At 44.8% G+C, this 17,893-nt stretch carries 24 protein-coding genes and 1 pseudogene; 2 read left to right on the top strand and 23 right to left on the bottom strand.

Going from position 1 to position 17,893, the window contains the following annotated elements:
* Nucleotides 1-3: 3 nt before the first annotated feature.
* The 18 genes from rplE to HMPREF0999_RS07155 all read right to left on the bottom strand — a co-directional run bounded on the left by rplE (nucleotide 4) and on the right by HMPREF0999_RS07155 (nucleotide 10,425).
* Nucleotides 4-561: a 50S ribosomal protein L5 gene (rplE, locus tag HMPREF0999_RS07240; protein ID WP_005853986.1), complete on the bottom strand. Its 558-nt coding sequence runs from the start codon at nucleotides 559-561 to the stop codon at nucleotides 4-6.
* Entirely contained in the window at nucleotides 561-881 is a 321-nt protein-coding gene (gene rplX, locus HMPREF0999_RS07235; RefSeq protein WP_005853984.1) for a 50S ribosomal protein L24, read from the bottom strand. Before rplX ends, rplE begins: the two co-directional genes overlap by 1 nt.
* Before the next feature lie 19 nt (nucleotides 882-900).
* On the bottom strand, nucleotides 901-1,266 hold the full coding sequence (rplN, locus tag HMPREF0999_RS07230) for a 50S ribosomal protein L14 (protein ID WP_005853982.1): 366 nt from the start codon (nucleotides 1,264-1,266) through the stop codon (nucleotides 901-903).
* Between the two features lies 1 nt (nucleotide 1,267).
* Entirely contained in the window at nucleotides 1,268-1,525 is a 258-nt protein-coding gene (rpsQ, locus tag HMPREF0999_RS07225) for a 30S ribosomal protein S17 (protein ID WP_005853980.1), read from the bottom strand.
* A 9-nt stretch (nucleotides 1,526-1,534) separates the two neighbouring features.
* Nucleotides 1,535-1,732: a 50S ribosomal protein L29 gene (gene rpmC / locus HMPREF0999_RS07220; protein WP_005853979.1), complete on the bottom strand. Its 198-nt coding sequence runs from the start codon at nucleotides 1,730-1,732 to the stop codon at nucleotides 1,535-1,537.
* Nucleotides 1,733-1,737: 5 nt separating this feature from the next.
* Nucleotides 1,738-2,172, bottom strand: coding sequence for a 50S ribosomal protein L16 (gene rplP, locus HMPREF0999_RS07215; RefSeq protein ID WP_005853976.1), 435 nt, complete (start codon nucleotides 2,170-2,172; stop codon nucleotides 1,738-1,740).
* A 20-nt stretch (nucleotides 2,173-2,192) separates the two neighbouring features.
* A complete protein-coding gene (rpsC, locus tag HMPREF0999_RS07210) occupies nucleotides 2,193-2,927 on the bottom strand; it encodes a 30S ribosomal protein S3 (RefSeq protein ID WP_005853974.1) in 735 nt (244 codons plus the stop codon).
* Nucleotides 2,928-2,934: 7 nt separating this feature from the next.
* Nucleotides 2,935-3,345 (bottom strand): 50S ribosomal protein L22, encoded by a 411-nt coding sequence (rplV, locus tag HMPREF0999_RS07205; protein ID WP_005853972.1) that lies wholly within the window; start codon nucleotides 3,343-3,345, stop codon nucleotides 2,935-2,937.
* A gap of 52 nt (nucleotides 3,346-3,397) precedes the next feature.
* Entirely contained in the window at nucleotides 3,398-3,667 is a 270-nt protein-coding gene (gene rpsS / locus HMPREF0999_RS07200) for a 30S ribosomal protein S19 (RefSeq protein WP_005634738.1), read from the bottom strand.
* 20 nt (nucleotides 3,668-3,687) lie between these two features.
* Complete coding sequence (gene rplB / locus HMPREF0999_RS07195; protein ID WP_005853970.1) at nucleotides 3,688-4,512, bottom strand: 50S ribosomal protein L2; 825 nt, start codon at nucleotides 4,510-4,512, stop codon at nucleotides 3,688-3,690.
* Nucleotides 4,513-4,520: 8 nt separating this feature from the next.
* Nucleotides 4,521-4,814: a 50S ribosomal protein L23 gene (gene rplW, locus HMPREF0999_RS07190; protein ID WP_005853968.1), complete on the bottom strand. Its 294-nt coding sequence runs from the start codon at nucleotides 4,812-4,814 to the stop codon at nucleotides 4,521-4,523.
* 11 nt (nucleotides 4,815-4,825) lie between these two features.
* A complete protein-coding gene (rplD, locus tag HMPREF0999_RS07185) occupies nucleotides 4,826-5,455 on the bottom strand; it encodes a 50S ribosomal protein L4 (RefSeq protein WP_005853966.1) in 630 nt (209 codons plus the stop codon).
* Complete coding sequence (gene rplC / locus HMPREF0999_RS07180; RefSeq protein WP_005853963.1) at nucleotides 5,455-6,072, bottom strand: 50S ribosomal protein L3; 618 nt, start codon at nucleotides 6,070-6,072, stop codon at nucleotides 5,455-5,457. Before rplC ends, rplD begins: the two co-directional genes overlap by 1 nt.
* Before the next feature lie 19 nt (nucleotides 6,073-6,091).
* On the bottom strand, nucleotides 6,092-6,397 hold the full coding sequence (rpsJ, locus tag HMPREF0999_RS07175; RefSeq protein WP_005853961.1) for a 30S ribosomal protein S10: 306 nt from the start codon (nucleotides 6,395-6,397) through the stop codon (nucleotides 6,092-6,094).
* Nucleotides 6,398-6,419: 22 nt separating this feature from the next.
* Nucleotides 6,420-8,546, bottom strand: coding sequence for an elongation factor G (fusA, locus tag HMPREF0999_RS07170; protein ID WP_005853959.1), 2,127 nt, complete (start codon nucleotides 8,544-8,546; stop codon nucleotides 6,420-6,422).
* A 22-nt stretch (nucleotides 8,547-8,568) separates the two neighbouring features.
* Nucleotides 8,569-9,045, bottom strand: coding sequence for a 30S ribosomal protein S7 (rpsG, locus tag HMPREF0999_RS07165; protein ID WP_005853957.1), 477 nt, complete (start codon nucleotides 9,043-9,045; stop codon nucleotides 8,569-8,571).
* 153 nt (nucleotides 9,046-9,198) lie between these two features.
* A complete protein-coding gene (gene rpsL, locus HMPREF0999_RS07160; protein ID WP_005853956.1) occupies nucleotides 9,199-9,609 on the bottom strand; it encodes a 30S ribosomal protein S12 in 411 nt (136 codons plus the stop codon).
* 219 nt (nucleotides 9,610-9,828) lie between these two features.
* Nucleotides 9,829-10,425, bottom strand: coding sequence for an HU family DNA-binding protein (locus HMPREF0999_RS07155; RefSeq protein ID WP_008779936.1), 597 nt, complete (start codon nucleotides 10,423-10,425; stop codon nucleotides 9,829-9,831).
* Nucleotides 10,426-10,739: 314 nt separating this feature from the next.
* On the opposite strand from HMPREF0999_RS07155, the gene HMPREF0999_RS23155 reads away from it, so the two are divergent.
* Nucleotides 10,740-11,630: a VapE domain-containing protein gene (locus tag HMPREF0999_RS23155; RefSeq protein WP_009275565.1), complete on the top strand. Its 891-nt coding sequence runs from the start codon at nucleotides 10,740-10,742 to the stop codon at nucleotides 11,628-11,630.
* Nucleotides 11,584-11,691: pseudogene (locus HMPREF0999_RS23150) on the top strand (hypothetical protein); the annotation flags it as partial. The gene HMPREF0999_RS23155 and the pseudogene HMPREF0999_RS23150, both read left to right, overlap by 47 nt.
* Nucleotides 11,692-11,859: 168 nt before the next feature.
* On the opposite strand, the gene mutL reads toward HMPREF0999_RS23150, so the two are convergent.
* The 5 genes from mutL to HMPREF0999_RS07125 are packed head-to-tail and all read right to left on the bottom strand — an operon-like array spanning nucleotide 11,860 to nucleotide 17,881.
* Nucleotides 11,860-13,707, bottom strand: coding sequence for a DNA mismatch repair endonuclease MutL (gene mutL, locus HMPREF0999_RS07145; protein WP_009275564.1), 1,848 nt, complete (start codon nucleotides 13,705-13,707; stop codon nucleotides 11,860-11,862).
* The gene (locus HMPREF0999_RS07140) at nucleotides 13,707-14,009 is read right to left on the bottom strand and encodes a hypothetical protein (RefSeq protein ID WP_005853948.1); all 303 of its coding nucleotides are present in this window, start codon (nucleotides 14,007-14,009) and stop codon (nucleotides 13,707-13,709) included. The genes mutL and HMPREF0999_RS07140 overlap by 1 nt, the downstream gene beginning before the upstream one ends.
* Nucleotides 14,010-14,038: 29 nt before the next feature.
* Complete coding sequence (locus HMPREF0999_RS07135; RefSeq protein ID WP_005867109.1) at nucleotides 14,039-15,640, bottom strand: OstA-like protein; 1,602 nt, start codon at nucleotides 15,638-15,640, stop codon at nucleotides 14,039-14,041.
* Nucleotides 15,637-17,001, bottom strand: a complete 1,365-nt coding sequence (locus tag HMPREF0999_RS07130) for a peptidylprolyl isomerase (RefSeq protein WP_010184197.1) — start codon at nucleotides 16,999-17,001, stop codon at nucleotides 15,637-15,639. The genes HMPREF0999_RS07135 and HMPREF0999_RS07130 overlap by 4 nt, the downstream gene beginning before the upstream one ends.
* Before the next feature lie 25 nt (nucleotides 17,002-17,026).
* Nucleotides 17,027-17,881 (bottom strand): hypothetical protein, encoded by an 855-nt coding sequence (locus tag HMPREF0999_RS07125; RefSeq protein WP_009275562.1) that lies wholly within the window; start codon nucleotides 17,879-17,881, stop codon nucleotides 17,027-17,029.
* Nucleotides 17,882-17,893: the final 12 nt, after the last annotated feature.

Raw genomic sequence — 17,893 nt, 5'->3', positions numbered from 1 at the left:
TACTTAGTCTTTTTTTCCGTTTTTAAAAGGCAATCCAAATTCTCTCAAAAGAGCATAACCTTCTTCGTCTGTTTTCGCAGAGGTCACAAAGGTAATATTCATTCCCAATATTTTGGTAATATTATCGATATTTATTTCAGGAAAAATGATTTGTTCCTGAATACCGAGTGTATAATTGCCTCTTCCGTCTAACTTACTCTCAATTCCCTTGAAGTCGCGGATACGAGGAAGAGCGACACGAACAAGTCTCTCCAAGAACTCGTACATCTGCTCACGACGTAATGTCACCATCACACCGATCGGCATCTTCTTACGCAACTTAAAGTTAGAGATATCCTTTTTAGATACGGTAGCGACAGCTTTTTGACCGGTGATCGTAGACAACTCGCTGATAGCGATATCGATGATCTTCTTGTCAGCCGTAGCCATACCTAATCCCTGATTAATCACGATTTTCTTCAAAACAGGTACCTGCATCACGGATTTGTAACCGAACTCCTTCGTTAAGGCAGGAACAATTCTGTCTTGGTATTCTTTCTTAAGACTGGCAGTATTGCTCATTACTTAATTTCCTCCCCTGATTTTTTAGAATAACGCACTAAAGCACCCTTCTCATTCAACTTACGGCCGATACGTGTAGCTTTACCAGATTTCGGGTCAACCACGTTAAGGTTAGAAAGATGAATAGGAGCTTCCTTCTTTTCGATTCCTCCTTGAGGATTCTTCGCATTAGGCTTGGTATGCTTTGATACCACATTAATACCTTCGACAATCGCACGATTATCTTTTACAAGTACCTGTAAAACACGACCTGTCTTACCTTTGTCCTCGCCGGCATTAACAAATACTATATCGCCTTTTTTGATATGTAATTTACTCATTACTTTAAATTTTACGAGATTAAAGCACTTCAGGTGCAAGTGATACAATTTTCATGTTTGTTGCACGAAGCTCTCTGGCAACCGGACCGAAGATACGGCTACCACGGATATCGCCACCGGCATTCAATAATACGCAAGCGTTATCATCGAAACGGATATAAGAACCATCCGGACGGCGGATCTCTTTCTTAGTACGAACGATGATAGCCTTAGAAACAGCACCCTTCTTAACGTCGCTAGCTGGGATTACGCTTTTGATTGCTACTACGATCACATCACCTACAGTGGCATAACGCTTTCTCGTTCCGCCCAAAACACGGATACACAAAGCTTCCTTAGCTCCACTGTTATCTGCTACTACTAGTCTTGATTCTTGTTGTATCATCTTACTTAGCCCTTTCGATTATTTGAACTAATCTCCATCTTTTAGTCTTGCTCAAAGGACGAGTCTCCATAATCTTTACGGTATCGCCAATGTTGCATTCGTTATTTTCGTCGTGAGCATGATATTTCTTCGTCTTATTAACGAACTTTCCATAAATGGGGTGTTTTTCCTTCCATTTAATGGCAACCGTGATGCTTTTATCCATCTTGTTGCTCGTTACCACGCCCGTTCTTTCTTTTCTTAAATTTCTAGTTTCCATCAGGCTCAATTATTTGTTGTTAAGTTCTCTCTGGCGCAATTCTGTTTTCATGCGCGCAATCAATCTGCGTTGCTGTTTAATCTGAGAAGGATTATCCATAGGCGAGATGCTATGGTTAATCTTCTTCTGATCATAGGCCGCAACCTCTGCATCTACTCTCTCTAGCAACTCTTTCGTGCTTAGTTCTCTAATTTCTGCAATCTTCATAACAATTACGCATTTTGATTTTGCATGTCATAATCACGTCTCACAACAAACTTGGTTGTAACCGGAAGTTTTTGTGCGGCAAGGCGCAACGCTTCCTTAGCGATATCAAAGGGAACACCTTCGATCTCGAAAATCAGACGACCCGGAGTAACAGGCGCAACAAATCCCTCAGGATTACCTTTACCTTTACCCATACGAACCTCTGCAGGCTTCTTCGTGATTGGCTTATCCGGGAAGATACGAACCCAAACCTGCCCCTGACGTTGCATATAACGTGTAACGGCGATACGGGCAGCCTCGATCTGACGACCGGTAATCCATTTATTCTCTAATGACTTTATTCCAAAAGAACCGAAGGCCAGCTGGTTGCCACGTTGAGCTTCGCCCTTCATGCGACCTTTCTGCTGTCTTCTGAACTTGGTTTTCTTTGGTTGTAACATCTCTACTTAAATTCTAACGTTTAACGATTAGCTCTTTTTCTCTTGAAGTTCTTGTCTCTGTTGCCACCGGCATTGTCGTTTCTACGGCCTGTCTCCTTGGCAGCAGTGAAAGAAGGAGCAAGATCGCGCTTGCCATAAACCTCACCACGGCAGATCCAAACCTTAACACCCAGCAAACCAACTTTTGTCAAGGCCTCAGCCAAAGCATAGTCGATATCTGCTCTAAGAGTGTGCAACGGAGTTCTTCCTTCCTTATACATTTCCGAACGAGCCATTTCAGCGCCATTCAAACGACCAGAGATTTGAATCTTTATACCTTCGGCGCCCATTCTCATGGTAGAGGCGATAGCCATCTTTACCGCACGACGATATGCGATTTTACCTTCAAGCTGACGTGCGATGTTGTTTGCTACGATAACAGCGTCCAATTCAGGTCTCTTCACCTCGAAGATGTTGATCTGCACTTCTTTATCAGTGATCTTCTTCAACTCTTCCTTCAACTTATCAACTTCCTGACCACCTTTACCGATGATGATACCCGGACGTGACGTACAAACAGTGATCGTGATCAACTTAAGCGTACGTTCAATAACGATACGAGATACACTAGCTTTTGCAAGACGGGCATTCAAATATTTACGGATTTTGCTATCTTCCAGCAAAGTATCCCCGTAATTCTTACCGCCATACCAATTGGAATCCCAACCACGGATAATTCCTAAACGATTACTAATCGGATTAACCTTTTGTCCCATCTACAAATTAATTTTGACTATCGTTTTTACTAAGTGTATCAACAAACAGAGTTACGTGGTTCGAGCGTTTACGAATTCTGTAACCTCTTCCTTGAGGAGCCGGACGCATTCTCTTCAACGTAGTAGCGCAATCAACGCTGATTGAAGATACGCATAACTCTCCTGCTTCTGCTTTACGTTCATTTTTCTGTTCCCAGTTTGCGATTGCTGAACGAAGCAATTTTTCTACTCTTGCTGCAGCTTCCTTGTTAGAAAACTTCAAAACACCAAGCGCACGGAATACTTCCATACCGCGAATCATGTCTGCTACCAAACGCATCTTACGAGGAGAGGTAGGAACATTGTTCAACTTCGCGAAATACATGGTCTTTTGGGCTTCTTTTCTTGCTTCAGCTGATATTCTTTTTCTAGCACCCATTTTATTCGATTCTTTTTATTTTCAGATTCCTGAATTCCTGTTACTACCGATATTATTTCTTCTTGTTACCGGCGTGACCGCGGAAAGTACGTGTCGGTGAGAACTCTCCCAACTTGTGGCCTACCATATTCTCGGTTACGAAAACAGGAATAAATTTATTTCCATTATGAACTGCAATAGTATGGCCTACGAAATCAGGCGAAATCATTGAAGCTCTTGCCCATGTCTTAACTACGGCTTTCTTTCCTGACTCATTCATTGCCAGAACTTTCTTCTCAAGCTTTACATTAATATACGGGCCTTTTTTTAGCGAACGACTCATAGTTTACTTAATTAATCAGATTATTTCTTTCTTCTTTCAATAATATACTTTGAAGAATGCTTCTTAGGAGCTCTAGTCTTCAAGCCCTTAGCATATAAGCCATTACGGGATCTAGGATGACCTCCGGAAGAACGACCTTCACCACCACCCATTGGGTGATCAACCGGGTTCATAACAACACCACGGTTGCGAGGACGACGACCTAACCATCTAGAGCGACCGGCCTTACCTGATTTTTCAAGAGCATGGTCTGAATTGCCAACTGCGCCAATTGTAGCCTTACAAGCCGCAAGAATCTTTCTAGTTTCACCAGAAGGCATCTTAATAATCGCATAAGCGCCTTCCTTTGAAGTCAGCTGAGCGAATGCACCTGCGGAACGTACCATTTTGGCACCCTGTCCAGGACGAAGCTCAATATTGTGAATAATAGTACCAACGGGAATATTTGCCATAGGCAAAGTATTACCTACCTCAGGAGCGGCGTCGCTACCTGAAACCACTGTTTGGCCAACTTCCAATCCGTTCGGAGCGATGATATAGCTCTTTGCTCCGTCCGCATAATACAACAAAGCGATACGAGATGAACGGTTAGGATCATACTCGATAGACTTTACTGTCGCAGGAATGCCATCTTTGTTTCTCTTGAAATCGATAATTCTGTACTTTTGTTTGTGACCGCCACCGATATAACGCATTGTCATCTTACCAGTGTTGTTACGTCCACCTGTACTCTTCTTACCTACTACAAGAGACTTCTCTGGTGTACTTGCAGTGATTTTATCAAATGCACCAATAACTTTGTGTCTCTGCCCCGGTGTCGTGGGCTTTAATTTACGTATTCCCATTTCTCTTTTTAGATATTACTAAAGAAATCAATTGTTTCTCCTTCTTTCAACGTTACGATCGCTTTCTTGAAAGCAGCTTGCTTGCCGTTGATGATACCTGATTTTGTATAACGGCTTTTACGCTTTCCAGAGTAGTTGATGGTGTTAACATCAACTACTGTAACACTGTACATATCCTCTACAGCTTTCTTAATCTCCAATTTGTTGGCATCAGGAGAAACACGAAAACCATAGCGATTCGGAAATTTCTCTGTGATCGCTGTTTGTTTCTCAGTTACTATAGGCTTAATAATAATTCCCATTATTCTACTCCTTATGCTTTAAAATTTTGTTCAACAACAGCGACTGAACTTTCCGTTAAAACCAAATTAACAGCGTTTAACACAGCGTATGTATTTAGTTCAGAAGCAGTTATTACACTTGCCTTCTCTAAATTTCGAGCGGACAAATATACTAAATTATTCTTCTCCGGTAAAACCATAAGTAACTTTTTATCAGCCACTTTCAAGTTTTTAGCAATTGTTATAAATTCTTTAGTCTTAGGAGCTTCCATTGTGAAATCCTCTACGACAACAATCGCATTGTTCTTTGCCTTGTAGCTCAATGCTGACTTACGAGCCAAAGATTTTACTTTCTTGTTCAGCTTGAACTCATAATCACGAGGCTTCGGACCGAATACACGGCCACCACCAACCAACACCGGAGAGTTGATATCACCACGACGTGCGCCACCACCACCTTTCTGACGGATCAGCTTACGTGTACTACCAGATACTTCGCTTCTCTCTTTAGACTTATGCGTTCCCTGACGTTGATTTGCCAAATACTGCTTTACGTCCAAGTAAATAGCATGATCGTTGGGTTCAATGCCGAAGATCGCATCGTTCAAAGTTACCTTTCTTCCGGTATCTTCACCTTTAATATTAAATACGCTCAGTTCCATTACTTTTCAATTAATAAGATTGAACCTTTTGCTCCTGGAACAGATCCCTTTACCAATAAAAGGTTGTGTTCCGGCATTACCTTGATCACTTGAAGATTCTGAACGGTTACACGTTCGTTACCCATCTGGCCGCCCATTCGCATGCCCTTAAATACCTTTGCGGGGTAAGAACAAGCACCGATAGAACCCGGCTTACGAGCACGGTTATGCTGACCGTGAGTAGTCTGACCTACACCACCAAAACCATGACGTTTTACTACACCTTGGAAACCTTTACCTTTTGATGTACCCACTACATCCACGAAACCTGCGTCTTCCAAGAAATCTACAGTGATCACGTCACCCAACTTGTACTCAGTTTCGAAATTCTTGAACTCGGCCAAGTGTCTTTGAGGTGCTACACCGGCTTTCTTGAAGTGACCCATCTCAGGCTGTGTCGTGTGCTTCTCTTTCTTCTCTTGGAAACCCAACTGTACAGCTTCGTAGCCATCTTTCTCCAAAGTCTTGATCTGTGTAACCACACAAGGACCCACTTCGATAACAGTGCATGGAAGATTTTTTCCCTCGGCACTGAAAACGGATGTCATTCCGATTTTTTTTCCTAATAATCCTGGCATTTCACTAATTGTTAAAAACTTACACTTTAATTTCTACTTCTACACCGCTAGGTAATTCTAGCTTCATCAAAGCGTCAACTGTCTTCGCAGTTGAGCTATAGATATCGATTAATCTCTTATAAGAAGAGAGTTCGAACTGCTCACGAGATTTCTTGTTAACGAAAGTAGAGCGGTTCACTGTAAAGATACGTTTGTGCGTAGGAAGAGGTATAGGACCGCTAACGATAGCACCTGTAGCCTTTACCGTCTTTACGATCTTCTCGGCAGACTTGTCTACCAGAGAATAATCGTAAGACTTCAATTTAATTCTGATCTTTTGGCTCATATTTATTATATGTTTCTAAATATTATTTGATCAAATCAACGCGACCTTGCACCTCTGTCAATACTTGCTTAGCGATAGAAGAGGATACTTGAGCGTAGTGTGAGAACTGCATTGAAGATGTAGCGCGACCTGAAGTAATCGTACGCAAAGCTGTCACATAACCGAATGTCTCAGCCAATGGAACCTTAGCCTTCACGATACGGGCTCCCGTACGGCTAGTCTCCATACCCTCAACTTGTCCACGACGCTTGTTCAAGTCACCGATAACGTCACCCATGCTCTCTTCTGGAGTAACAACCTCCATCTGCATGATCGGCTCCATCAATACAGGACCTGCCTTGGCGGAAGCGTTCTTGAACGCTTGGATAGCGGCGATCTCGAAAGACAACTGGTCTGAGTCTACCGGGTGGAAAGAACCATCGATCAAAGTCACTTTCAGCTTGTCAAGCGGATAACCTGCCAACACACCGTTCTTCATAGCCTTCTCGAAACCTTTCTGTACGGACGGGATGAATTCCTTAGGAATGTTACCACCCTTCACCTCATCGATGAATTGCAAAGTACCCTCGAAGCTCTCGTCAGCCGGCTCCATACGAACGATGATATCAGCGAACTTACCACGACCTCCAGATTGCTTTTTGTAAACCTCGCGAAGCTCAACCGGCTGCGTGATAGCCTCCTTATAAGTAACCTGCGGACGGCCTTGGTTACATTCAACCTTGAACTCACGACGCAAACGGTCGATGATGATATCCAAGTGAAGCTCACCCATACCGCTAATAACGGTCTGACCTGTCTCCTCGTTTGTCTGTACGCGGAAAGTAGGATCCTCCTCGGCCAACTTAGCCAAGCCCATACCCAACTTATCCATGTCTTTCTGAGTCTTAGGCTCTACAGCGATACCGATAACCGGTTCCGGGAATTCCATAGACTCCAATGTGATCGGATGGTTTTCGTCGCAAAGCGTATCACCTGTACGGATATCCTTGAAACCAACACCTGCTCCGATATCACCACAACCAATCACCTCCATCGGGTTCTGCTTGTTAGAGTGCATCTGGAACAAACGGGAGATACGCTCTTTCTTTCCGGAACGAGTGTTCAACACATAAGAACCAGCGTTGATAGAACCTGCGTATACACGGAAGAAGCACAAACGACCTACATACGGGTCGGTAGCGATCTTAAATGCCAACGCCGTCAATGGCTCCTCGAACAAAGGTTTACGAGTGATTATTTTATCAGGATCTGAAGGATCCGTACCCTCGATAGCCGGAGTATCTTCAGGAGAAGGCAAAAACGCGCAAACTGCATCCAATAAAGTCTGTACACCTTTGTTCTTGAAAGAAGAACCACAAGTCATCGGGTTGATCTGCATAGCCAACGTACCCTTGCGGATAGCAACCATGATCTCCTCTTCCGTGATCGTAGAAGGATCATCGAAGTATTTCTCCATGATAGCGTCGTCGCACTCAGCCAAAGCCTCAAGCATCTTGTCGCGCCACTCCTCAGCCTCAGCTTGCAAGTCTGCCGGGATCTCCTCTACGCTATACTCGGCACCCATAGTCTCATCGTGCCAGAAGATAGCCTTCATCTTGATCAAGTCGACAACACCCTTGAAAGTCTCCTCAGCTCCGATAGGGATCTGGATCGGACAAGGATTAGCTCCTAATACGTCCTTCAATTGGCGTACTACCTCATAGTAGTTAGCACCCGAGCGGTCCATCTTGTTAACGTAACCGATACGAGGTACATTATATTTATCAGCCTGACGCCATACAGTCTCAGACTGGGGCTCAACACCACCTACGGCACAGAATGTAGCAACAGCACCATCCAATACACGAAGAGAACGTTCAACCTCAACCGTGAAGTCAACGTGTCCCGGAGTGTCAATCAAGTTGATTTTATAACGGTTGCCCAAATAGTTCCAGAATGTAGTCGTAGCAGCGGAAGTAATCGTGATACCACGCTCCTGCTCCTGCGCCATCCAGTCCATTGTAGCAGTACCATCATGAGTCTCACCGATCTTGTGTGTCAAACCTGTGTAAAACAAGATACGTTCAGAAGTCGTTGTCTTACCAGCGTCAATGTGAGCCATGATACCGATGTTCCTAGTGAACATCAATTGCTTATCGTTGTTTGCCATATTCTTTTTATTGCCTTAAAAATTAAAATCTGAAGTGAGCGAACGCACGGTTAGCCTCAGCCATACGGTGCATATCTTCTTTTCTTTTGAATGCGCCACCTTGGTTATTGAAAGCATCTACAATCTCTGCAGACAACTTGTCAGCCATAGTCTTACCTCCACGTTTACGAGCGAAGATAATAAGGTTCTTCATAGAAATTGACTCTTTACGATCCGGGCGGATTTCAGTAGGGACTTGGAATGTAGCACCACCTACACGGCGTGACTTAACTTCGACTTGAGGAGTAATGTTATCAAGCGCAGCTTTCCAAATTTCGAGAGCGGACTTTTCCTCGTTAGGCAATTTGCCCTTAACGGTTTCCAAAGCGGAATAGAAAATTTCGAAGGCAGTATTTTTCTTGCCATCATACATCAAATGGTTAACGAATCTCGTAACCTTTACATCACCGAAAACAGGATCCGGAAGGATCTGTCTTTTCTTTGGTTTTGCTTTTCTCATTTTGTTTTCAAAAATTTGTTCTTGTCGTTGGTTGCCTTTAATTTGTCTTCAACGGTTCCGCTGAACCATTTACTCAACCTTATAGCCTATCCAAATAACTCAAACCTGTTTTAATACTTAAATTTAAATCTCAGTTTGAAGGCATGTAATTAATTACTTCTTCTTACCTTTTGCGGCAGCTGCTGCTTGACCCGGTTTCGGACGCTTAGCTCCATATTTGGAACGTCTTTGCGTACGGCCGTTAACACCCGCTGTATCCAACGTACCACGTACGATGTGATAACGCACACCCGGAAGGTCCTTTACACGACCACCACGTACCAATACGATAGAGTGCTCTTGCAAGTTGTGTCCTTCTCCCGGAATATAGGAGTTAACTTCCTTACCATTTGTCAAACGTACTCTCGCTACTTTACGCATTGCAGAGTTAGGTTTCTTCGGAGTCGTAGTGTAAACACGTACGCAAACGCCACGTCTTTGAGGACAAGCGTCCAATGCGGGTGATTTACCCTTCTCCACCAAAGTTTCCCTTCCTTTTCTAACTAATTGCTGAATTGTAGGCATTTCTTTCTTTTTTTAAACTTTGAATGTGTTATTATTATTTATCTAATCTTTTCCTATTTCGAGCCGCAAAGTTACGTATTATTTTCGGACAATCAATAAGTTGTGCCTGTTTTTTTCGCATACTCCGCACTAAAAACGGTGCAAAGGTACATATTTGTTCCCGTTTGGCAAGGTAGGCCCTAGCCATATTTATTAATATTTAACATTCACTATCTCTATTTACCTCACTGGCACGTAAAGCGACTGGTGGCGGGTGCCGATATCACGCAATTTACCCGCCTCGACAAATTGATGCAGGCGGCGGCTGGCCGTACTGCTCGTCAGGCCGCAAAGCCGCTGGAAGGCGACACGGGTCATATATTCATGCTCGGCAAAATAACTCGCGAGCAATTGGTCGATACGATCAGGCTCCAATTGGCGGGAATGGGATTTGTACTTGGCTCGTTCCAGCGTCATCGTCTTCAAGCTATCTTTCAGCTCTACCTCGGGACGGAAAGCCACGGACTTGAAACGGATGGACTCCGCACGTATCTCGTGCGTGGATTGTACGGCCGGGCATTGCAACGTGACTTGCAAATACCCCAACCCATCGATATGTACACGTTTTCCTTCACGCAAATATTCCGCTGTCACCTCGCTTAAAGAGATAAGCACGGCGGCTACGTCTGCCGGCGTGACGGTACACCGTCCATGGATACGTTTGGCCAGATCATCCGTATCGATCGTGCCGGATGATACGATACGTGCGTGAAAACGAGGACGCTTCGTGCTGTCCTTCGATACCGGAGTCTTGTAAAAGTCATATTTTGCTGCCATATATCTAGTATGAGATTAAAAGGTTATTCATCGAAACATCGTATGCTATTAGTCATTTCACAAGGGTGATATGATCTTTTCACCTATGTGAAACGATCGTTTCATGATTGTGATACGTTCTTTTCACATAGGTGAAAAGATTATAAGCACTTAACAAAGGTACTACATCCATACCACTTAAACAATAGTTTTCCCTAGTATTTCGCACAGATTACTTTTATTTCAAATGACAATATAAACATTTGGAAAACCGCAAGTTAACAGCTTATATCCGCAAAATGAAACAGTAAAAACAACCTCTAAAACATAGCGTCATGAAAACTGTATTGGATTTTTTAGGCCAATTATGGCTTCGCTTCTTAAAACCGGACGGGTCGATCACCGTACCACACCCAAACGAAGGTAAAGCGAAACGATCGAGCAACAGCAACTCTATCCTTCAAAAGAGTCTGGAGACTTTCCTCCAAGAACGGATCGAATTCCACTTCAACTTGTTGAGCGAGGAGACTGAATATCGATACAAACAATTGGAAACGGATCGCTTCTATCCGGTGACGCAACGTGACCTAAATAGCATTTGCATGGAGGCAAGACGGACGGGGATCGATTGCAGGGATCGGGATGTGAATCGTTTCGTATATTCAAAAGAAGTAAAAGAGTATCATCCTTTCCGGCAATATATGGAGTGGTTACCCGAATGGGACGGGAAAGACCGGGTAAGCGATCTGGCACGACGGGTCTCCTCAGAACCGTTATGGGTGGAGGGGTTTCATCGCTGGATGCTCGCCTTGGCCTCGCAATGGATGGGTTCGGACCGAATGCACGCAAATAGCTTGGCTCCCATTTTAGTCAGCGAGCGTCAAGGATGTCAGAAGTCTACCTTTTGCAAGTCGCTGATGCCTTCTTCGCTAGTCCGCTATTACACGGATAGCGTAGACCTTAGCGGCTCGACGCAAATGGAGCAGAAGCTTGGATTGTTCGGACTCATCAACCTCGATGAGTTCGACCGGTTGTCCGACCGTAAAATGGCTTTACTGAAAAATTGGATGCAGATGGCCGGAATGAACGTACGCAAGGCACACGCCAAGCATTCCCCCCCTACCCCGCCTAGCCTCATTTATTGGCACTACGAACCAGAAGAACCTATTAAGCGACCCCACGGGAAGCCGCCGTTTCCTATGCGTGGAGGTGCAAAGCAAGATTAATTGCGAAGGTATCGAGCATGATCAAATCTACGCCCAGCTGAAAAACGAGTTACAAAAAGGAGAGCGCCATTGGTTCACCTCCGCAAAGGAGGAGGCGATCATGCGATCGAATGAGGCTTTCTATAAACGTCCGATCGAGGAAGATGTGTTCCACGCCTGCTTCCGGGCCGCATGTCCGGGAAACCTAAATGTAAATGCAGCCGTGAAACCTATGTCATCGAAATCATCCCTAGCACTTAAATCTTCTCTCCAGCTCCTCATCTGTCAGCATGGAGATAATCGTCTTTCCATCCGGGGTCAGGTTCGAGTCCGAACAAGAGAACAGGGAGGCGATCAGATGATCCATCTCTTCCAAGGATAAGGATTTGCCGGGACGGATAGCGGCGGCTTTGGCTAAAGACAAGGCGATGGCCTCGCAGATCTTCTCATGCACTGCGCATCCGGTCTCGATCGCCCGGTCCACGATATCCTTTACCAAATTTACCGGATCAAGGTTCTCTATACCGGCGGGCAGGCCATTGATCGCGTAATTGTCATTTCCCAGATTGCTCAGATCAAAGCCGACGAAGCACAAATCCTCCAATAAGGAAGGTAGTACAGCCGCCTCGGCAGCGGTAAACTCTACGATCTCCGGGAATAAGACTTGTTGGGATACACCTTGTTGCTGACGGATATTCGACAGGTATTGGTCAAACAAGATACGCACATGCGCACGATGCTGGTCAATAATCGCCAGACCCGATTTCAAGGATGTCACGATATATCGCCCTTTATATTGATAGCAAGGATTGCTTACCTCCGCAAACAGGTTTTCCGGGTTCGAAGCCTCGGCTGGCAATTCCTCGATCGGGGCATCCTCGAAACTCTCGGACTCCAGTTGGGCAGCCACTCGATCGTTCTCAAACCCTTGATATAATTTAGACCAATCGAATTCCGGTTTTTTATAGGAAGTAGTGTCAAACGGATTATAACTGGAATCCACTTGCACTTTCGGGGCCTTATAAGTACTAGGCTCACTTTTCTTGACCGGGTTGTAAACAGGAATATCGATCGCATCCTCCACGTCGAAATCAATCGTAGGGATAGCGCTCGATTTAGCCAACGCCTCCCGGGTAGCGGCCATCAAGATCTGCCAGATCGGTTGCTCGTTCTCAAACTTAATCTCCGTCTTTGTCGGATGGATATTGACATCGATCGAGGAGGGATCCAACGTGAAATAAACAAAATAATTCGGCATATCCCCGGCAGGAATCAATTGCTCATAGGCCTGCATGATCGCCTTATGGAAATAAGGATGCTTCATATAACGACCATTCACAAAAAAGAACTGCAATGCCCCTCGCTTCTTCGCCGAGTCCGGACGCCCCACGAAACCGGAAATAGTCACCATGGAACTTTGGGCATCCAGAGAGAGCAACTTCTGGTTTAAACTCTTACCATATATATTAATGATGCGCTGACGTAACCCCGACTCGGGCAGATTGAATATCTCCGCGTCATTATGATAAAGAGACATACCCACCTGCGGATTCACCAAGGCGATTCGCTCGAACTCATTGATGATATTCCGGAATTCCGTCTCATTCGACTTCAAGAATTTCCGGCGGGCGGGAACATTAAAGAAAAGATTCTTTACCGAGAAGATACTTCCCTCGTTACAAGCCTCCGGCTCGATACTCTCCAAATTGGAACCCGCGATGGATAGACAAGTGCCAAGCTCGGTCCCTCTAGCCCGGGTACGCAACTCTATATGGGCGACAGCGGCGATAGAGGCCAATGCCTCACCTCGGAAACCCATCGTATGCAAAGAGAATAAATCCTCGGCCGTAGAAATCTTAGAAGTAGCGTGCCGCTCAAAAGCCATGCGAGCATCCGTCTCGGACATACCTTTCCCGTCATCGATCACCTGTATCAATGTCTTACCCGCATCCTTAATGTTCACTTGGATATTGGAAGCGCCAGCGTCCACCGCATTCTCGACCAACTCTTTAACGACAGAGGCCGGACGTTGAATCACCTCTCCCGCCGCGATTTGATTGGCGATATGGTCCGGAAGTAAATGAATGATATCGCTCATTACCAGAACAAATACCAAAAGAAAGCAGCCAAGACCGCCAAGGCCACCGCCAGTTTCACATTCTTATACCTACGAGCCCGGGAATCCTCGCCTCGCCCCACGCTTTTCTTCAGATGCGAGGTACCTTCAATGAAAGTTCCCTTGATATGCGGCTTATATTCCTCCAACGGCTCCTCTACACCCATTTCACGTTTGACCTTGCTTATACGTTCCTCCAAGGCTTCCTTATGGGGGTCCCAATAAATAGGCTTATGATCAAATTGACGCGGCTTGCGCATGTTATAAAACGAGAAAAGTGCCATAGCTTTACCTATTAATTATGAATACGACGCTAATGTACGAATTTATTGCTTCTTTTCGGAGCATCTTGAGCTTTTCTTTTCACGACCTGATAAATATCATCCTTGTCTTTAGGACGGATATAATCAAACCAATAAAAGTCTTTCAAGTATTTCTGGTCGGGCTTCAAATCAGGAATAGGGGTCATCGTACCTGTTGGAGTCGGCCAGATCTTCAGTTTATCCAACTTATTGTCTTTTAGCCAGATCGTAAGGAAACCGCTCTTGGTCTCGTTCATGCCGACCATCGAACCGTCCTTCTCCAATGGGAAGAAAATCGATTCGGCGTTACCCGACACATCGATCTGATTCACGACCTGTCCCTCGAAATAAGCCTTCAAGTCATTTCCCTTTAATTGATTGAATGCGGTAGAATCGATTTGCTGTATCGCGAAAGCGAATTGCTTCACGTGAGCGAAATCGATCGAGCTATCATTCATAAATATCAAGATCGTATCCCCATAGATCTGATACTGTTCATTCCAAACGATAGGGTCCGTATACATATATAATATAGAGTCTCTTGTATTAAACTGCATCGAATCGCAAACACCTTGCATATCCGTCCGATAGAAACGGACGCCGTAATAAGCTTTTACTTCCCGGTAAAGGGAGTCCACCGTAGTCATCTTCAAGGTATCACCATGCAGAAACAATGTATCCCCTTGGCTGAATTCCAAGAAACGGGCGCTATCCGTAGCGAAAGCATACTCGGTCTTCTCATTGTAAAAGCCATATTGGCCTTCCAGCATGACATGCTGCGCCGTGTCTTGCAGACTCATATTACCGAACGCTTCCCCAAAACCCAGTTCCCGGTTGTAGGCGATAGAGTCGCCCGTCAAGATACGGTCGCCGGAAACCACCTGAGAACGATCCAATAGCAAAGAGGTATTATTCACGGTATCGTACCAACCTCTGGAAGAATAGATCGTGCCGCTATCCGAGACGATTATGGATGGTCCGAGGATCGTGGCGATCTTCGAGTCCGTATTATAATGCAAGGTATCGGAATACAACGTGAATTGCTCATTCTCCAGACGGACGCTATCATTGAAGATAGCCAATTTCGTACTAGGCGAATATTGCCCGTAAAAAGAAGAGAGCTGATTCAAAGAATCGACAATCAGACCTCCGTCGAAATAATATCCGATATCCGGGATTCGCTCATAGTTCAAGCTATCCGTAAACAAGGTAACCTGCCCATTCTCCATGCGGACATTCTCCCGCAAATAAGCGATCTGGGTATTTCCATCGTAAAACAGGTAATTTCCATACACGAACAAGGTATCCCCTTGTTCCATCCGGACATTACTAAACGCTTCCAAGGAATTGGTCTGCTCAAAGAAATATGCGCTATCGCAATACATATACGAACTATCATGGCGAAAACAAACATCACCATTCAGTACTTGAGCCTCGGCGTTCCTCTCCTTATCGAACGAAAGCGTATTCGCATGCTCCAAAAAGACCTTCGTCTTCTTGGGAGCGACACTATCTTTGGCGGCTACCACCGTGCTATCTTGCGTTTGCGCAAATACGCCAACCGATAAAGCACACGATAAGAGCGCTAGAAATAACCTGTTAATTAGTCTCATTCCTTAATCCAACCCGGATATTTGAAATCACAATTCCTCCAACCGTCACTAATACGCACGTAGGTTGATTTTTGTTTCTTCGTGATCCAGTCGTTCAATAATTCCTCACGTTTCTTAGCCTCTACGATCGCTTTCAAAGCTTGGAAGTCATCGGCCAAATTCGCCTTATGTCCTTCCGTCCGAGCTTTCAGCTTAACAATAGCTACTACCTCTTTCTGCTTGTTCGTCAACATGGTAAAAGGCTTGGAGATCTCTCCGACTTTCATGCCATATACCACCTTACCGATTTCCTGCGGAAGTTCTTGCATCTCGAACTTAGGGGTTCCCATATTGCTGCTCTCGTAATCTTGGTTTACCATCAAACCCTTATTATTACGTGTATCCTTGTCATAAGAGACGAATGTAGCGGCTTCCTCAAACGTGAACTTATTCGCCTGCAAATCATTGTACAATGAATCCAGACGAGTGGTAGCATCCGCCAACTCCTTATCGGAAACCTTCGGTTTCAATAAGATATGGCGGCAGTTGATACGGTCTCCACGCTTCTCGATCAATTGGATGATATGGTAACCATACTCCGTCTGTACGATCTGGGAGACACGTTTCGGGTCTTTCAAGTTGAACGCGACGTTCGCAAACTCCGGCAACAGCTGTGTCTTGCTCATGAAACCCAGCTCACCACCTCGAGACGCCGAACCCGGATCTTCCGAGTACAAACGAGCCAACGTAGAGAATTCCATCTTACCGGAATTAACCTGCTCCGTGAAATCACGTAAGCGGGCCTTGATAGCGTCTGTTTCCTCAAACGGAATCTTCGGTTCCAAGGTAACGATTTGCACCTCTACTGTCGTAGGGATGTTCGGCAGGCTATCCTGAGACAACTGGCTGAAATATTTACGCACCTCGGAAGGTGTCAGCTTGATCTCGCCGATCAATTGATGCTGCATCTGTTGCACTACCTGCTGCTCCCGCACCATCTCCTTACGCTCATCCTTGATCTGGGAAAATTTCTTACCGAAATATTCCTCCAATTTCTCGCGAGACCCGATTTGGTTCACAGCCATGTTCATCCATTGATCCACGCTCTGGATCACTTGGTTCTCGTTCACGGTAATACTATCGATCTTAGCTTGATTCAGATATAGTTTCTGTATCGCCATCTGCTCCGGGATCACGCAATACGGGTCGCCATCCAAACGGACCCCCTCGTTTTGATTATACAAACGTTGCGTCTCGATATCCGAACGTAAAATAGCGTCATCTCCTACCACCCACACAATTTCATCGATCACATTGTCTTGCGCCATTACAAGGCAAGAACAACAGGCAAGAAAGAATACACTTAAAATCTTTTTCATCATGTCTACCCATTTATAAAATTAGAGATCACGGCTCGGAATGGAATTCCACGTCACCGCTCCGGATCGCATCGTTATATAACTCGTCTTCAAATTTTTTCAAGAATTCAACTTTTCGTTGGTTGACCAGCATTTCCGTGACGTGCGGACTGGCATAATCATATGGCTCCACACTGCCGGAAGGTAAATATTCCTTGATATTCAACAGATAACAATAACTGCTATCCGCCACCTCAACATACTTATTCGCCTTCAGAAACGCATTCGGATTCGACACATGGATCGGTATATTATCCATTACCTCATCGAAATCAACCCATTTGTCGTAAAAGTACTCATAAATCGTGGCATTTTGCACACTATACTTCTCAATTTTTTCTAAAGAGGCCACATCTGTGGATTTGTACCACTTTTTGACGTCGGTAAGTCCCGGGGCATCAACCGGGATTTTCAAGAATAATCCCTTGATCAAGCCTTTATCCAAGATAAACTTTTTCTGGTTTTCCTCGTAATAGTTTAATTTATCACTTTCCCGGATATCAGTTTTCAGCTTCTCCTCCACCAATCGTTCCTGATAACGGTAACGAACCAAGGAACGCCTGTACTCCTCTACCAATTTATCGACCTCCTCTTTCTCATCCCCTAAGTTACGCAAAGCCACATCGTACACCAATACATCCTTTACCCATTTCTTGGTAAAGCCCTCGGCCAGCAACAGACTATCTGCGGAGGAAATCCCCCGGGGTATTAGCTTATTCACCTCCGAACGATTTAGGGTACGTCCTTTCACGCTAACCAAGACATCCGTAGTATCAGCTGGCTGAGAACCTTTACAGGCACCCAACAACACAACGAACGTTAGGAACATGAAGACTATCCTCATATCTATCTTTAT

The organism is Parabacteroides sp. D25 (assembly GCF_000307475.1).
Lineage (GTDB): Bacteria > Bacteroidota > Bacteroidia > Bacteroidales > Tannerellaceae > Parabacteroides > Parabacteroides distasonis.
The sequence above is the reverse complement of the archived record's forward strand: the minus strand, read 5'-3'. Positions and strand labels throughout refer to the sequence as shown.

What these genes read in the sequence shown, in the direction of transcription:
- rpmC (WP_005853979.1), bottom strand. Translation starts at nt 1,732, where the DNA reads ATGAAGATTGCAGAAATTAGAGAACTAAGCACGAAAGAGTTGCTAGAG.
- rplD (WP_005853966.1), bottom strand. Translation starts at nt 5,455, where the DNA reads ATGGAACTGAGCGTATTTAATATTAAAGGTGAAGATACCGGAAGAAAG.
- HMPREF0999_RS07125 (WP_009275562.1), bottom strand. Translation starts at nt 17,881, where the DNA reads ATGAGGATAGTCTTCATGTTCCTAACGTTCGTTGTGTTGTTGGGTGCC.
- HMPREF0999_RS07140 (WP_005853948.1), bottom strand. Translation starts at nt 14,009, where the DNA reads ATGGCACTTTTCTCGTTTTATAACATGCGCAAGCCGCGTCAATTTGAT.
- rpsS (WP_005634738.1), bottom strand. Translation starts at nt 3,667, where the DNA reads ATGAGTCGTTCGCTAAAAAAAGGCCCGTATATTAATGTAAAGCTTGAG.
- rplB (WP_005853970.1), bottom strand. Translation starts at nt 4,512, where the DNA reads ATGGGAATACGTAAATTAAAGCCCACGACACCGGGGCAGAGACACAAA.
- rpsJ (WP_005853961.1), bottom strand. Translation starts at nt 6,397, where the DNA reads ATGAGCCAAAAGATCAGAATTAAATTGAAGTCTTACGATTATTCTCTG.
- rplV (WP_005853972.1), bottom strand. Translation starts at nt 3,345, where the DNA reads ATGGGTGCTAGAAAAAGAATATCAGCTGAAGCAAGAAAAGAAGCCCAA.
- fusA (WP_005853959.1), bottom strand. Translation starts at nt 8,546, where the DNA reads ATGGCAAACAACGATAAGCAATTGATGTTCACTAGGAACATCGGTATC.
- rplW (WP_005853968.1), bottom strand. Translation starts at nt 4,814, where the DNA reads ATGGGAATTATTATTAAGCCTATAGTAACTGAGAAACAAACAGCGATC.
- HMPREF0999_RS07155 (WP_008779936.1), bottom strand. Translation starts at nt 10,425, where the DNA reads ATGGCAGCAAAATATGACTTTTACAAGACTCCGGTATCGAAGGACAGC.
- rplX (WP_005853984.1), bottom strand. Translation starts at nt 881, where the DNA reads ATGAGTAAATTACATATCAAAAAAGGCGATATAGTATTTGTTAATGCC.
- rpsL (WP_005853956.1), bottom strand. Translation starts at nt 9,609, where the DNA reads ATGCCTACAATTCAGCAATTAGTTAGAAAAGGAAGGGAAACTTTGGTG.
- mutL (WP_009275564.1), bottom strand. Translation starts at nt 13,707, where the DNA reads ATGAGCGATATCATTCATTTACTTCCGGACCATATCGCCAATCAAATC.
- rplC (WP_005853963.1), bottom strand. Translation starts at nt 6,072, where the DNA reads ATGCCAGGATTATTAGGAAAAAAAATCGGAATGACATCCGTTTTCAGT.
- HMPREF0999_RS07130 (WP_010184197.1), bottom strand. Translation starts at nt 17,001, where the DNA reads ATGATGAAAAAGATTTTAAGTGTATTCTTTCTTGCCTGTTGTTCTTGC.
- rpsQ (WP_005853980.1), bottom strand. Translation starts at nt 1,525, where the DNA reads ATGGAAACTAGAAATTTAAGAAAAGAAAGAACGGGCGTGGTAACGAGC.
- HMPREF0999_RS07135 (WP_005867109.1), bottom strand. Translation starts at nt 15,640, where the DNA reads ATGAGACTAATTAACAGGTTATTTCTAGCGCTCTTATCGTGTGCTTTA.
- rplP (WP_005853976.1), bottom strand. Translation starts at nt 2,172, where the DNA reads ATGTTACAACCAAAGAAAACCAAGTTCAGAAGACAGCAGAAAGGTCGC.
- HMPREF0999_RS23155 (WP_009275565.1), top strand. Translation starts at nt 10,740, where the DNA reads ATGAAAACTGTATTGGATTTTTTAGGCCAATTATGGCTTCGCTTCTTA.
- rpsC (WP_005853974.1), bottom strand. Translation starts at nt 2,927, where the DNA reads ATGGGACAAAAGGTTAATCCGATTAGTAATCGTTTAGGAATTATCCGT.
- rpsG (WP_005853957.1), bottom strand. Translation starts at nt 9,045, where the DNA reads ATGAGAAAAGCAAAACCAAAGAAAAGACAGATCCTTCCGGATCCTGTT.
- rplN (WP_005853982.1), bottom strand. Translation starts at nt 1,266, where the DNA reads ATGATACAACAAGAATCAAGACTAGTAGTAGCAGATAACAGTGGAGCT.
- rplE (WP_005853986.1), bottom strand. Translation starts at nt 561, where the DNA reads ATGAGCAATACTGCCAGTCTTAAGAAAGAATACCAAGACAGAATTGTT.